9 protein-coding genes are annotated in these 15158 nt (G+C 67.7%); 8 read left to right on the top strand and 1 reads right to left on the bottom strand.

Annotation, left to right across the window (positions count from 1 at the left end; translation table 11 throughout):
* The first annotated feature begins 32 nt into the window (after nucleotides 1-32).
* Genes D9V41_RS00575 through D9V41_RS00565 form a run of 3 tightly spaced genes read left to right on the top strand, consistent with a single transcriptional unit; the run spans nucleotide 33 to nucleotide 2970 of the window.
* On the top strand, nucleotides 33-722 hold the full coding sequence (locus tag D9V41_RS00575; RefSeq protein WP_121792595.1) for a YcnI family copper-binding membrane protein: 690 nt from the start codon (nucleotides 33-35) through the stop codon (nucleotides 720-722).
* Nucleotides 719-2341 (top strand): copper resistance CopC/CopD family protein, encoded by a 1623-nt coding sequence (locus D9V41_RS00570; RefSeq protein WP_121792594.1) that lies wholly within the window; start codon nucleotides 719-721, stop codon nucleotides 2339-2341. Before D9V41_RS00575 ends, D9V41_RS00570 begins: the two co-directional genes overlap by 4 nt.
* Nucleotides 2338-2970, top strand: a complete 633-nt coding sequence (locus tag D9V41_RS00565) for a DUF1775 domain-containing protein (protein WP_121792593.1) — start codon at nucleotides 2338-2340, stop codon at nucleotides 2968-2970. Before D9V41_RS00570 ends, D9V41_RS00565 begins: the two co-directional genes overlap by 4 nt.
* Here the strand turns inward: D9V41_RS00565 and D9V41_RS00560 are convergent.
* Nucleotides 2909-3673, bottom strand: a complete 765-nt coding sequence (locus tag D9V41_RS00560) for an MFS transporter (protein WP_121792592.1) — start codon at nucleotides 3671-3673, stop codon at nucleotides 2909-2911. The genes D9V41_RS00565 and D9V41_RS00560 overlap by 62 nt on opposite strands.
* 115 nt (nucleotides 3674-3788) lie before the next feature.
* Here D9V41_RS00560 and D9V41_RS00555 point away from each other — a divergent pair, with 115 nt between their 5' ends.
* From D9V41_RS00555 to D9V41_RS00535, 5 genes are all read left to right on the top strand, one after another.
* On the top strand, nucleotides 3789-4535 hold the full coding sequence (locus D9V41_RS00555) for a GTP pyrophosphokinase (RefSeq protein WP_243697101.1): 747 nt from the start codon (nucleotides 3789-3791) through the stop codon (nucleotides 4533-4535).
* 349 nt (nucleotides 4536-4884) lie between these two features.
* Complete coding sequence (locus D9V41_RS00550; RefSeq protein ID WP_208006672.1) at nucleotides 4885-5616, top strand: FadR/GntR family transcriptional regulator; 732 nt, start codon at nucleotides 4885-4887, stop codon at nucleotides 5614-5616.
* Nucleotides 5617-5903: 287 nt separating this feature from the next.
* The gene (locus D9V41_RS00545) at nucleotides 5904-9965 is read left to right on the top strand and encodes a DUF7507 domain-containing protein (RefSeq protein WP_121792591.1); all 4062 of its coding nucleotides are present in this window, start codon (nucleotides 5904-5906) and stop codon (nucleotides 9963-9965) included.
* A 563-nt stretch (nucleotides 9966-10528) separates the two neighbouring features.
* Entirely contained in the window at nucleotides 10529-14473 is a 3945-nt protein-coding gene (locus tag D9V41_RS00540; RefSeq protein WP_208006671.1) for a DUF7507 domain-containing protein, read from the top strand.
* Between the two features lie 133 nt (nucleotides 14474-14606).
* Nucleotides 14607-15149 (top strand): GNAT family N-acetyltransferase, encoded by a 543-nt coding sequence (locus tag D9V41_RS00535; RefSeq protein WP_121792590.1) that lies wholly within the window; start codon nucleotides 14607-14609, stop codon nucleotides 15147-15149.
* Nucleotides 15150-15158: the final 9 nt, after the last annotated feature.

The raw sequence follows: 15158 nt of genomic DNA, 5'->3' as shown, positions 1-15158 counted from the left end.
GCCCGCGCAGGCCTCACTCAGCAAGGATTCTCATGCACACTCTTCGTTCCCGTGCTGCCCTCGTCGGCGGCACCACTCTCGCCCTCCTCATCGCCGGAGCCGGCGCCGCGTCCGCTCACGTGACGGTCACGCCGTCCACGACCGCGGCCGGCTCGTACTCGGTCCTCACCTTCGCCTTCGGGCACGGATGCGGCGAGTCGCCCACCACGCAGGTCGCGATCGACATTCCCGACGAGATCGTCACCGTGACGCCCACGATCAACCCGAACTGGGACGTGGAGAAGGTCATGGAGACGCTCGACGAGCCCGTCGACGACGGCCACGGCGGCCAGTACACCGAGCGCGTGGACCAGGTCGTCTACACCGCCAAAAGCCCCGTCCCCGACGGTCTTCGCGACACCCTCGCCCTGTCGCTGCAGCTGCCGGGGGAGGACGGCGACAAGCTCGTCTTCCCCGTCATCCAGAGCTGCGAGGAAGGCGAGAACGCCTGGATTCAGACGTACGAGGACGGCGAACCGGAACCCGACAGTCCGGCTCCGTTCATCGAGCTGACCGCCTCCGAAGGCGACGGCCACGGCGGTGAGTCCGCGGACGACGCCGCCGCTGACCCGGAGGACGACTCCGACGCCTCCGGCGTCGCGGGCTGGATCGGAGTCGTGCTCGGCGCGCTCGGCCTCGCCGCCGGCGGCACCGCACTCGTCCGGACGCGGCGCTCCTCGTGACCGCGCAGCTGGCCCGGCGAGGACTCCTCGCCGGGCTGGTCGCGTGGCTGTTCCTGGTGCTCATCCCAGCACCGGTGCAGGCCCACGCGAACCTCGTGGAGACCGACCCGGCCGACGGCCAGGTCGTGGCGACCGCGCCGGAGATGATCACCGCGCGCTTCGACGAGCCGGTCTCGCTGGCCGCGGCTGGAAACCAGTTGTTCGACGCACAAGGTGACCCCGTCGACGCCGAGTTCGTGGTCCGCGACGACGCGCTGGAGATCACCCCCGGCGAGGAACTCGGCGACGGCACCTACGTGCTGAGCTGGCGCGTCATCTCCGCCGACAGCCATCCGGTCACCGGCGGCATCACGTTCTCGGTCGGCGCGCCTAGCGAGAACGTCGTGACCGTGCCGGTGGTGCAGGCCGAGCGGGAGGTGACCCTGCTCAAGGGGATCGCCGAGTTCGTGCGGTACGCCGGGGTGTTGCTGTTCGCCGGGCTCGCGGTGTTCGTCGCGGTCCTCGCGACACCGGTCACCCGGCGCGACGACGCGCTGCGCGGTCGGCTCCTGCGCGGAACGCTGATCGCCGGTCTCGCGGCCGTGGTCGGGGCCATTGCCCTCGTCCCGCTCACCGCCCTGTGGGAGTCCGGGGAGGGGCTGTCCGCGGCCGCCTCCGCGTTCACGCGGTCCGGACCGGCCGTCGCGGCCGCCAGCCTGGTGGCGCTCGGCGTCGCGATCGGCTGGTTCGCCCTTCGGCTCCGGCACGCCCCGCTGACGGGCGGCGCGATCGGGTTGACCCTCGGGTCGCTCATCATCGTCGGGCACACCCGCAGCTACGGACCTTTCTGGCTGGTGCTCGCCGCCGACCTCCTCCACGTCGCCGCCGCAGCGACCTGGATCGGCGGCGTCATCGGCCTGTTGATCGTGCTGCGCTCACGCCCGCGAACCACCGATGCGGCCGAGACGGTGAGCCGGTTCTCGTCGCTCGCCGCCTGGGCGGTCCTCCTGCTGGGCCTGACCGCGGCCGCCTTGTACTGGCGGATCGCGGGCTCGATCGAGGGCCTGTGGGAGACGACGTACGGCCGACTGGTGCTCGCCAAGCTCGCCGCGACGGTGATCGTGGCGGCGATCGGCGGCTGGAACCGGCGCACCTTGGTGCCGCGGGTCGAGCAGAGCAAGGACGCCGCCCGCACCCTGCGGCGGACCTTGGCGGCCGAAGCCGCGCTCCTGGCCGTCGTCGTGGGTTTGACGAGCGCTCTCGTGGGGGCGGCTCCGCCGGTGTCGACTCCTTCGGCAGCTGCGGACGAACCCGAACCGACGGCGCTCGTGCTCGACGTGGGGGAGGACGCGACCGCCGAGATCCGGGTGACCCCGGGCGAGCGCGGTGTGAACGCCGTCGAGGTCGCGCTCACCGACGCGGACGGGCAGCCGCTCGACCTCGAGGAGGCGCCGCAACTGTCGGTGGCCCTCGAGGCCTCGGACATCGGGCCGTTCGACCGTCCGTTGTCCTCGACCGGGGCAGGGAGGTACGAGGCCACGGCCGACTTCCCGCTCTCGGGAACGTGGACGCTCCGGTTGTCGGTGCGTCTGAGCCAGTTCGAAGCACCGGTCGTCAGCGGAGAGGTGGAGATCCCATGAGACGACTCGTCATCATCGGCGCGCTGAGCGCCGCACTCACCCTCGTCGCCGCGCCGGCGTCCGCGCACGTGCTGGTCGACGCGGTGGACCCCGAAGGCAACGGCAGCGTCACGGTCACCTTCTCCTTCGACCACGGCTGCGACGGATCGCCGACGACGGCGCTCGCCGTCTCGATGCCGGAGGGCGCCCAGATCGTCGGCGACGAGTTCGGGGCTCCGGACGGTTGGACGGCGACCGCCGACGACGGCACCATCCGGTGGTCGGGTCCGGGCATCGCCGACGGCGACACCGCGCAGTTCACCGCCCAGCTGAGGCTCTCCGGGGCGCCCGGCACCACCCTGCTGTTCCCCAGCGAGCAGGAGTGCGAGAACGGCGAGGGATACGCGTGGACCGGGTCCGCGGACGACGACCCCGAGCCCGCGCCGCGCTTCGTGGCGACCGCCGCGACGCTCGATCCCGACCTCGCGCCGGCGAGCCAGACGCCCGCCGAGACGTCAGGGGCGGGCACGCTCGCGGTGGCCGGGGCGGTGGTCATCGCCACGGTCGCAGGGGCAGCGGCCCTCCAGGTCAGCGGCGGGTCAGGGCGAAAGCCTGGACCGCGAGGACGGCGGCCAGCGTCGCGACGCTGAGGGCGACGAGGACGGTCGACCCTCTCCACGCGGTGACGAGCACGCCCACGAACGCCCACAGCAGGGTGAGCGCGTACGTGGGCGTGCTCGCGCCGACCTTCGCGGTGATCGCGAGCGCGACCAGCACGGTGACGACGAGGACTGCCAGCTGCCAGCCGAGGGCGTCCGGGTCCGCAGCGTCGAGATAGGCCGCGGCCGCCGACGCCAGGTTGAGGAACACCGCGACCGTGACCCAGGCGGCGTAGATGCCGACCGTCACCCGCGCGAGCACGGTCACCCAGCCCGGACCGTCGTCCGCGCTCACGGGCCGGGCGACGACGAGGACGGCGTCGACGAGCAGCACGGTCATGACCACGAGCACCAGTGCCGTGGCCCAGCTGATGTCCGCAGCCGACACCGCGATCCACAGCGCAGCGCCGAGGTAGCCGCCGAGCAGGTCGCGCTGCAGACGCGCCGGCGCAGCCGTCCCGGTGGTCCGCTTCGTCACTACGACGACGGCGTAGACGATCGAGAGCAGGTAGATGAGGCTCCAGATGCTGAACGCGTAGCCGGCCGGCTCGATGCGCAGGTCGGTACCGGAGCCCGCGGGCGTCTCACCGGCGCCGGCGAACGGCACGATCGGGGCTGCCGCCTGAAGGACGGAGGCGGCGAGGACGGCCCAGGGGAGGGCCCGCTGGGAACCCGTGCGTGTCGTCGTGGCCATCTCACGACCGTAATGAGAAAGTCCGGTTTCGGCAGTCCGAGCGTTGGGCACCATCGCTAAGCTCGCCGTGGCGCCGTCGGGGTGGCAGACGGCCCTGCAGATAGAGAAGGACACCGTGAACGAGGCCGAACCCCAGTACGAGGCGCTCCCGGAGACGCTGCCGACACTGCGGGGCCTTCCCGAGCGGATCACCGAGGACGCGCGGTCGGCGCTTCGGGACCTGCAGACGCGGCTCGTCGCTTTCCAGCTGAAGTATCAGTTCGCCCTGGACCAGCTCGAGACCAAGATCAACATCCTCCGCGAGGAGTTCGAGCACACCCACGAGTACAGCCCGATCGAGCACGTGCGGACGCGGCTGAAGTCGATGGACAGCCTGCTGGCGAAGATCGAGCGCACCAACTGCCCCCGCGACCTGGACTCGGTCGGCGAGCGCATCCGCGATATCGCGGGCGTGCGCATCACCTGCTCGTTCGTCGCCGACGCGTATTGGATCGCCGACATGCTGACCAGCCAGCCCGACGTGACGGTCGCGGAGGTCAAGGACTACATCGTCGAGCCCAAGCCGAACGGTTACCAGAGCCTGCACCTCATCGTGCAGGTGCCGGTCTATCTGTCCGACCGCACCGAGCTCGTGTACGTCGAGGTGCAGATCCGCACCATCGCGATGGACTTCTGGGCCAGCCTCGAGCACAAGATCTACTACAAGTACGAGGGCGAGATCCCCGCGCGGCTCCGCGACGAGCTGCGGCAGGCGGCGATCGTCGCCGATCATCTCGACCGCACGATGGCCCGCCTGCACGACGAGGTCTCGCATCTGGACGGACGCCACGACGTCGTCCGCCACCAGCGCCACCGCGACTGACTGCGGCCGGATTGCCCCGCGCGGGGTGATGTTCGGGGCGAAAAACGGACGCCATCCCATCGCCCTGACCTCGCGGCACCAACGGGCAGGTGCGCATGAACGCGCTGCAAGCGCAGCGGAAAACGCTTGGTGACCCGCCGTGCCGGGTCCATCTCACCCCCTCGTCTCCCTTGTCGACGGGTGTCAGACTCGCAACGAGCCCAGCGATCCTGGGCTCTCCGGACACTCCGTCCCTCAGGCGCGCCACCTCCTCCCTCGGGTTGCAGCGTCGGGGCATTGACGGCTCCGCAACCGGCGGAGCCCTGCCCGGGCAAAGACGTGTCCTCGAAGCACTGTGGAGGAGAGCATGATGGCTGGGCCCATACGCCCGCAGAAGACCGCACTACTGGTGGCGCAGCGCATTGTCGCCGACATCAACCGCAGCGGTAAACGAGCAGGCGATCGACTCCCGCCCGAGCGGGAGATGCTCGAGACGTATCAGATCGGCCGCGCGACGCTTCGTGAGGCGCTGCGGCTGCTGGAGTTCCAAGGGGTCATCAGCATGCGGCCCGGCCCCAAGGGCGGGCCGGCCGTCGAACAGCCGGACTCGAGCCTCGTCGGGGGCGCGCTGAGCCTGCTCCTGCAGTTCGCGGAGGCCCCGTTGGACTCGGTCGTGGAGTCTCTTCGCGTCCTCGAGCCGCATATGGTGCGCTTGGCCGCGGAACGCATCGACGAGAAACAGCTCAACGACCTCGCCGCCCACCTCGACTCCATGGGCGACTCCCTCGACGATCAGGAACGCTTCCTCGAGGAGCGGGCTCGCAGTTATGAGGTGCTGGCGGAGGCCGCCGGGAACCCGCTGCTGAGCTATCTCGTCGACGCGCTGTGGAGCATCCTCGATCATTCGGTCGCCGGAACCGACTACCTCAGGTCGCGCTGCGTCGACGTCCATCGACTGCACGTGCAGATGTACGAGGCGATCACGCGGGGCAATCCCCGGGCCGCGGCTGCCGCGATGGAGAAGCACATCGACGAGTTCGTGACCTTCGCCCAGAGCAGGTACCCCGAGCTGCTGAACGCCTCAGTCGAGTGGACGGGCTGAGGCGGGCCGAACCGCTATCCCGCCCTCAGCGACGCTCCGGCTCGGGGTGAAGCTGGGGTGAAGTTTTCGTCGGAGCCAGTAATGTCCCCACTCGGGCAGCTGCCGCTGCTGTTGTTGAACTTCCAGCAGGTTGTCAGCGCCGCTCCGAGGACCACTCTCGCTGCTGAAACATGAAGAGTTCCTCACCTAATCTATGGGCATAGTGACAAACGACTAGTTGAGACACTACGCTCCGGTTCGTCTGTATTACCACGTCCACTCGTGGTCCTGACGATAAAGGGGAACGTATGAAGCGGCCTGCTGGATGGCGTAGACGGCCGAGGCGGCAATCGCCTCGCCGCTGGGTAGCGGGGGCCCTGGCACTCGCGGTCGTCGGCGCCTCGCTTGGGGCCGCCACGGCAGCCAGCGCAGCGCCGGTCTACGAAATCGACGGCCGCTGGGCCCCCGGCACGCCGACCGATGTGGTCGCGTCCGGTGATGTGGTCAACGCCGAGTGGCGAGTCAACGTCAACGACAGCGCTGAGGCACCGAGCAACGAGCCCGTCGACGACGTCACCTTTACCACCACCGTTGAGAACGGCCGCATCGCCTCCATCCCCGACCTGTGCCTCACCACGGGTGTCGATACTGCGTCGAGCATCTCCGCGGACGGCAAGACCCTCACGTGCAACCTCGGCACCCAGAACCAGGGCACGGCCGTCATGGTGATGGTCCCCGTCATCGTCGACGGACCTTCTGGCAGCGAGATCTCCATGACCGGGGATATCGAAGGTCAGACCGATGAGATTGAGCCGATCGAGATCCAAAACCCGTTCCGCATGGACATGCACTGGGTGACCTCGCTCCCGGCTCAGTGGGATGACCCGGCGAATCCTACGTACGCCACCGTGCGCTATCCGTGGTCGCTCCGACTCGGCGTGGGATCTGAAGCTGGCCCCGACGAGGTGACCTTCCGCGTGACCACGACCCCGACTGCCGGCACGATCACCCCGCAGGGTTGCTCGGCATTCGATTCCGGTAGCGCTGGCGGCCACCCGTGGTCGGGCACTCAGACCGGTTCTCAGTGGACGAACTTCGTCGACGACTGCGTGATCACGCCCGTCGCCGGTCAGCCTGGCGTCTTCGACGTCACGCTGAGGGGCATCGACTACGAATTGGCAACGCCGCCAACCCACGACTCGAGCACGGCCAACGGTGGACAGGGCAACCCGCTGCCGACCGACTGGGACTACGTGGCCAGCGGTCTGCTGACCTTCCGTGTGCAAACCAATGCGGCGGGCAGTACGACGCTGGAGATGTCGCCGGTGACATGGGTTTCACCCACGGGCGCACAGTTCGCGGACATCGAAGACAACAACTCGACGAACTCGCCGTACACGCGCCCCGGTGGCTGGAGTGCCAGCTGGAACCGTGGCCACACGGACTCCGGCGGATACGGTGACCGGTGGAATGACGCCTACCGTGTCGCTCCGGGGACGCAGCTGCAGATGGATACCTATATGCAGCCCGGTTACCTTCAAGCAACGAACACCCCTGGCATGTGCACCACGTTGGACAGCCAGTACGTGACCTACGACTCCAGTCGTCCGACTGAGGTGTGGGTGCAGGGTGCAGCTGGTGGTTTCAGGACCCTGCCTGCGCCTGCCCCTGGTGTCATCGAGTACTACGTGGGAACCGACCCGCTCGTGGACCCCAACAGCCCCCAGTACAACCCGGACTTGTTCACCTGTGCCGGGACGACCGGATGGACCACGAATCCGCCAGCGGACAACGACGCTGCTGTGAAGGCAGTGCGCTGGACGTTCCCGGCCACGCTGTTCGCCGATCAGGAGGCGGTCGGCTTCCAGCTCGCTACTTTCGTGACCGTGAATGAGGACGTGCCCCCGGGCACCGATGTCTGGATGTTCGGTTCACGGCAGGTCAACGGCGTTTGGACCGCGGCCAACACCGGAAACGTGACACCGACACCCGGCGCGCGGTACCCCACCACACAGGGACGTCGTGACATCGTGCGGATCATCGTCGCCGAACCGCGCGTGGAGAAGTCGGCGGACCGCGGCGTGGTCCGCCCAGGCGTCTCAGCGACCTACACCCTCAACTACTCCGCTAACGGGGCGGGACAGATCCCTGAAAGTGTCGACGATTTCCGCATCGTCGACACACTGCCAGTCGGCATGAACTACGTGGCCGGATCGGCGGACCCGGAGCCGGTGGTCTCGACCAATGGTTCGGGTCAGCAGGTGCTGACCTGGGAGCTGGACGGCGTGACGACCAACGCGCAGCACGCCTTGACCTACCAGGCTGTTGCCGATGACAGAGTGCAGGCCGGTGAGATCCTGACCAACACCGCGACCGCCTCCCTCGGGAACGCCACGTCGCAACCTGCCACCGCGCAGGTGACCGTCTCGACGTCGGGCACGACTGAGATCGGGAAGTCGGCGGATACTCCGTTCATTCCGAACGTGAATGGTGATGGTGTGGGCGAGGGGTCGTGGACCGTGACGTTGCGGTCGTTCGATCCGACGAGTCAGGCGTTCACCGACACGATCGATATCTTGCCGTTCAATGGTGATGGTCGTGGCACGACGTTCGCGGGTGATTACTCGCTGACGGGTGTGGACGCGGTCGCCGGTGCGACGGTCTACTACACGACCGAGGACCCGGCGACGTTGTCCGACGATCCGGATGATCCGACGAACGGTGCGCGGAATGCGCCGTCGGGGATCTGGTCGACCACGTTCACGCCGGACGCGACGGCGATCCGGGTGATCGGTCCGGAGCTGGCGCCGGGTGCGGTGCAGCAGTTCACGGTGAACATCGAGACCGACGGGGTCGAGGGCGGCGACGTCCTGGTCAACCGGGCGCAGGCTCGCGCCGAGCACACCGAACTGGTGATGCGCACCTCGGCGCCGGTCACGGTCGCGAACTACTACTCCGCGTCGTTGAAGAAGTTCGTTCAGGACGCCGATGGTGAGTGGCGTGACGCCGACGACGTGACCGACTACCCGAAGTTCCGCCCCGGTGAGACGGTCAAGTATCGGATCGTGGTCGAGAACACCGGTCAGGGCACGTTGCGGGACATCCTGCTCCGCGACGACCAGCAGCCTGAGCTTGGTGAGCACCTGATCGACGAACTCGCCCCGGGTGAGGAGGCGTTCCACGAGTACGAGATCGTCCTCGATGAGTCGACTCCGCAGACGGTGGTGAACACGGCGTGCGCTGACGCGCCCGCACCGGAGGACTCGCAGATCGTGCCGACGATCAACTGTGACCCGGCCGGGTTCGAACTCGACGGTGACCCCGAGCACGAGAAGGTCCTGGTTTCGGCGGAGCCGATCGGGAATGGTCAGTGGCAGGTCGTCTACGGCATCACGGTGGGCAACACGCTCCCGTACGCCACCAGCTACGACCTCGAGGACACGCTGCACTTCACCGACCAGGCGAAGATCGCCTCGACCGAGGTGACGCAGGCTCCGGTCGGCGTGCAGTTGGCTGATCCGGCGTGGGATGGTCAGGGCAACGTCCTGATCGCGGCGCAGGTGCCCCTGTTGGCCAACAACGACCCGGCCTACATCGAGCACTACTACGAGGTGACCGTGGTCGCTGATGTGCCGTTGCAGCTCGACGGCGCCGGCTCCGGTGAGGGTGACCCGACCCGTTGTGGTCCCGATGGGGATGACGCGGATCGTGCGTTCAACAACACCTCGGCCATGACCGACGCCCGCGGCGACCGTGAGGATGATCAGGCGTGTGCTGAGCTTCCGTCGATCGACATCGACAAGAAGCTCGCCGGTGACCCGGTCAAGGACGGCCAGGACTACACCACCACCTACGACATCGTCGTGGCCAACGACGGCGGCGCCACCGGTGAGTACGTCCTGCACGACCAGCTGCGGTTCGGCAAGGGCGTGACGATCGAGAAGGTCACCGCCTCCAACACCGACCCCGGTGACATCGAGGTGCTCGACACCTACACCGGACAGGGAGCCGACCTCACTGACGAGGTCAACGCCCTGACCGGCGAAGTGGAGCTCGGTTCGGAGGTCGCGCACACCTACCGGGTGGTCGTGAACTCCACCGTCACCGACGGCCCTGCAGCCATCGAGGGCGGCAAGTGCGCCGACGGCGGCACCGGGCCCGGTGGGTTCCGCAACGTCGCGGTCGTGACCCACAACGGCCTGACGGCTGAGGCGACTGCCTGCGCCCCGTTCGCCTGGCTCGCCAAGGGTGACCTGCCCAAGACCGGATCGCCGGTCGGACCGATCGTCGGCCTCGGAGCTGCGCTCCTGGTCGCCGCCGGCCTGACCGCCCTGGTCCTGGCACGACGCCGCGAAGAGAACGAGGTCTAACCCACCTCACCCCACTGACTGCCCCCGCCCGTATTCCGGGCGGGGGCAGTCCTCGTCCTAGGGAGCTTCAAGGAGAGTCCTGGCTCTGCTGAACCGAGCATCGCAACGTCATCGGATCCAAGCGAGAACGCGTGGAGCGTAGTGAATACGTGGTGTTCGCGGCCCACCGAGCCTGGTGAAGCAAGAGTCCAAGCTCGCCCTCGACGGACCGCTCCTCTTTCGTGGCGTCCAGCACACCGGGGTGAAGGCGGGGTGAAATCACAGTGCGCTTCAGCCGCTCGGCCGAGCGACCGCCCCCTTCTCTCGCGGGCAGTTTCGGCAATGTGTACCCGGCCGTCACCCTCTCGTGCACCAAAGGCCGTTCTCCTAAGAAACCATGGGCATGGTGACAAATGATTATCCAGGACGCTACGCTCCGGATCGTGTATCGCCACGTGACCCGTGGCGCTGACGACAGTCAACTAAGGGGAACACATGCCGAAGTGAAGCGGCCTGCTGGATGGCGTAGACGGCCGAGGCGGCAATCGCCTCGCCGCTGGGTAGCGGGGGCCCTGGCACTCGCGGTGGTCGGAGGGTCCCTCGGGGCCGCGACGGCAGCCAGCGCGGCTCCGGTCTACGAGATTGACGCCCGCTGGGCGGAGAACACGCCCACCACCGTGAAGAGCGGCGACGTTGTCAACGCCGAGTGGCGCGTCAACGTCAACGACAGCGCTGCCGCACCGAGCAACGCGCCGGTCGACAACGTGAACTTCACGTTGACGATCGAGAACGGCGTGTTCGACGAGCTTCCCGACTCGTGCCTCGTCGAGGGCGTCGACCCCGTCTCGAGCATCTCCGAGGACGGCAAGACCCTCATCTGCAACATCGGCACCCAGGACCAGGGCACCGCTCACGTCCTGCAAACGCCGATCGTCGCCGACGGCGAGACCGGGTCACAGCTCATCGGTTCAGGCAGCATCGAGGGCGGCGAAGCCGACCTCACGCCGATCGAGATCGTCAACGACTTCGGCATGGACATTCGCTGGGAGGTCGCCACGTCCGGAGTGACCCTCGACGGTGTTGGCACGCCGAACGCCACGGCGGACCTCGACCTGCAGTGGACGCTGAGCAAGAACAAGCGCAGCGAGGCCGGGCCCCAGACGGTGGTCTATGACTTGACGATCGACTCGCCCGCGGCCAGCAGCATCGCGGTGGGCGCGCAGCGCTGCACGCCGTTTACCTCGGGTGCAGCGAACGGCCATCCGTGGTCCGGTGGTGCCCACCCGGCGGATTCGATGGTGTCGCCCGTCGACAATTGCATGATCCAGCAGCTGGGTCCCAACACGTTCCGGCTCACCCTCACCGGGATCGACTACGACCCCGCGAATCCCGCGACGAAGGACTCGACCGGGGCCGCTCTTCCGGCGGATCAGGTCGCTCTCGCGAGCGGATCAGTGTGGCTGAGGCTCAACCTCATCAGCGCTGGCTCCGTGACCCTGGAGTCGTCGGCCCCCACCTACACGTCGGCGTCCGGTGCGGCCACTGCGCAGGACGATCCCGCGAACAACACGGTGTCGAAGACCTGGTTCTTCCCGGGCGCCTTCACCTCGCCGTGGCAGCGCGGCTACACCGGTTCCGGTGGCTCGCCCTACGACGACACCTATGTCGTCTCGCCCGGCACGCCTGTCCGCCAGACCCTGCTGACGGGCCTGCCCGGTATCGACCGCGACGACACCCTGCCGATCGGCATGTGCGCGCCGCTCGACACCCGCTACCTCGATTTCCAGAGCGTGCAGGCCGGTAGCCCCGTGCCCGGGTCGGTCATCGAGTACTTCGTGGGCAACCACGCGACGGTCGATCCTTCGAACGCCGGCTACAACCCGCAGGCATTCCCCTGTGGCATCGCCGGAGGCTGGACGACCACGCCGCCAGCCGATCCGACGACGGTGAAGGCCGTCCGTGTCACGATGACGCAGGGTCAGGCCGAAGCGGCGAACATCCCCGGTGGTCACACCTCGCTGATCCTCGATTACCGCATCAAGGACAACGTCGCGGCCGGCCAGGACGTGTGGAACTTCATGCAGACGCAATCCACGGCGGAACGCGACTGGAACCCGAACGGTGTCAACATCTGTGCGACGCCGACTCCCGGCAAGCGCTACCCCTGCACGATGCAGGCGTCTCGGGACCTTGTTCAGATCGTCGTGGCGACGCCGTACATCGAGAAGTCGGTGGACCGCTCGACGGTCAAGCCGGGCGTGCCGGCCACGTTCTCGCTGAACTACTCGGCGAACGTCGCCACCAACCTGCCGGAGTCCGTGGACGACTACCAGATCGTCGACACCCTGCCGGCCGGTATGACCTACGTGCCCGACTCTGCCGATCCGGAGCCGGTCGTCACCACGAACGGCTCGGGTCAGCAGGTGCTGACGTGGACGCTCGACAACGTGACCACGAACGCCAAGCACGCGCTGACGTACCAGGCTGTCGCCGGGTCTGAGGTCGTGCCCGGTTCGATCCTGCGGAACTCCGTCGTCGCTTCGGTGGAGGGGTCGACCTCGCGTCCGGCGACCGCGCAGGTGACGGTCAGTACGAACGGTTACACGTCGATCAGCAAGACGGCCGACAAGCCGTTCATCCCGAACCTCGCCGGTGACGGCGTGGGCGAAGGGTCGTGGACGGTGACCCTCAAGTCGTTCGATCCGTTGCCGCAGGACTACACCGACACGATCGACATCCTGCCGTTCAACGGTGACGATCGCGGCACGACGTTCGTGGGCGACTACGCGCTCACGGGTGTGGACGCGGTCAACGGTGCGACGGTCTACTACACGACCGAGGACCCGACGACCCTGTCCGACGACCCCGATCACACCACCAACGGTGCACGCAACGCGCCGTCGGCGATCTGGTCGACCACGTTCACGCCGGACGCGACCGCGATCCGGGTCATCGGTCCGGAGCTGGCCCCCGGTGCCACGCAGCAGTTCACGGTGAACATCGAGACCGACGGTGTCAAGGGCGGCGACCTCCTGGTCAACCGCGCGCAGGCACGCGACGGGCACACCGAGCTCGTGATGCGCACCTCGGCACCCATCACGGTCGCCAACTACTACTCCGCGGCCCTGAAGAAGTACGTTCAGGACTCGAACGGGAACTGGCGTGACGCGAACGATGTGACGGACTATCCGAAGTTCCGGGTGGGTGACACGGTCAAGTACCGGGTCGTGATCGAGAACACCGGCCAGGGCACGCTGCGCAACTTCCTGCTGGACGATGACAAGCAGCCCGAGCTCGGTGAGTACTTGATCGAGGAGCTGGCTCCGGGCGAGGAGGAGACGCACGAGTACGAGATCGTGCTCGACGAGAACACGCCGCAGACGCTGGTGAACACCGCGTGTGCGACTGCGGACACTCCGGAGGACTCGCAGGTCGCGCCGACGATCAATTGTGATCCTGCTGGGTTCGAACTCGATGGTGATCCCGAGCACGAGAAGTCGCTCGTGTCGGCTGAGCCGATCGGCAATGGTCAGTGGCAGGTCGTCTACGGCATCACGGTGGGCAACACCCTCCCGTACGCCACGAGCTACAGCCTCGAGGACACGCTGCACTTCACCGAGCAGGCGAAGATCGCTTCGGCCGTGGTGTCGCAGGCTCCGGACGGCGTGCAGTTGGCCGACCCGGCGTGGGATGGTCAGGGCAACGTCCTGATCGCGGCCCAGGTGCCGTTGTTGGCCAACGACGATCCGGCTTACACCGAGCACTACTACGAAGTGACCGTCGTCGCGGATGTGCCGTTGCAGCTCGACGGCGCCGGCAGCGGTGAGGGGGATCCGACCCGTTGCGGTCCCGATGGGGACGACGCGGATCGGGCGTTCAACAACACCTCCGCCATGACCGATGCGCGTGGCGACCGTGAGGACGATCAGGCCTGTGCTGAGTTGCCGTCGATCATCCTCGACAAGAAGCTCGTCGGTGACCCGGTCAAGGACGGTCAGGACTACACCACCACCTACGACATCGTCGTGACCAACGACGGCGGTGCCGCCGGTGAGTACGTGCTGCACGATCAGCTGCGGTTCGGCAAGGGTGTGGCGATCGAGAAGGTTGCCGCGTCCAACACCGACCCCGGCAATGTCCCGGTGCTCGACACCTACACCGGACAAGGCGCCGACCTCACCGATGAGGTCAACGCCCTGACCGGCGAGGTCGAACTCGGCTCGGGGATCAGTCATACGTTCCGGGTGGTCGTGAACTCCACCGTCGCCGACGGTGTCGCGGCCATCGGTGGTGGTAAGTGCGCCGACAGCGGCAATGGGCCCGGTGGGTTCCGCAACGTTGCCGTCGTCACCCACAACGGCCTGACAGACGAGGCGACCGCATGCGCCCCGTTCGCCTGGCTCGCGGGCGGCTTGCCCAAGACCGGATCGCCGGTCGGACCGATCGTCGCCCTGGGAGCCGCGCTCCTGGTCGCCGCCGGCCTGACCAGCCTGGTCCTGGCACGCCGCCGCGAAGAAATCGAGGTCTAACCCACCTCACCCCAACGACTGCCCCCGCCCTCACACGAGAGCGGGGGCAGTCCTCTTAGCGACGGCCTTGTTGCTCGTCCGCCCCCGAGCGTGAACCGGCCGCTCCTCGGTCACGTCGACCTACACTCGCCGCATGGTGTTTCCCATCGCGCTCGATGACGGGGTCGTGCTGCGGGTGGTCGAGCCGGCCGACGCGGCCGCAATGGCTGCTGCCGCGGTGCGCAATCGCGAGCACCTGGCGCCCTACGAGCCGGAGCGCGACCCCTCCCACTACACGGAGGAAGGGCAACTCGACGGGATCGAGACGGCGCTCACCGCGATGGCCCAAGGCCGCCGCATCCCTCTCGTGCTCGCTCACGGCGACGGCATCATCGGCGCGCTCAACGTCAACGACATCGTCCGAGGTGCCTTCGACAACGGCCACGTCGGGTACTGGACCGACGCCGGGTTCCAGGGACGCGGCCTCATGAGCGCGGCGGTCGAGCACCTCGCGGCCTACGCCCGGAACGGCCTCGGCCTGCACCGGTTGCAGGCGGCGGCGCTCCCGGACAACGAACGCTCGCAGCGGGTGCTCGTGCGGGCCGGCTTCGAACGTATCGGCTACGCGCCCGAGTACCTCAAGATCGCGGGTCGCTGGCAGGACCACATCCTTTTTCAGCGCATCCTGGCGGGTTGAACCGCTGCA

The organism is Aeromicrobium phragmitis (genome assembly GCF_003674095.1).
In the GTDB taxonomy this organism is placed as follows: Bacteria; Actinomycetota; Actinomycetes; order Propionibacteriales; family Nocardioidaceae; genus Aeromicrobium; species Aeromicrobium phragmitis.
This window is presented reverse-complemented; position numbering and strand designations above follow the sequence as displayed.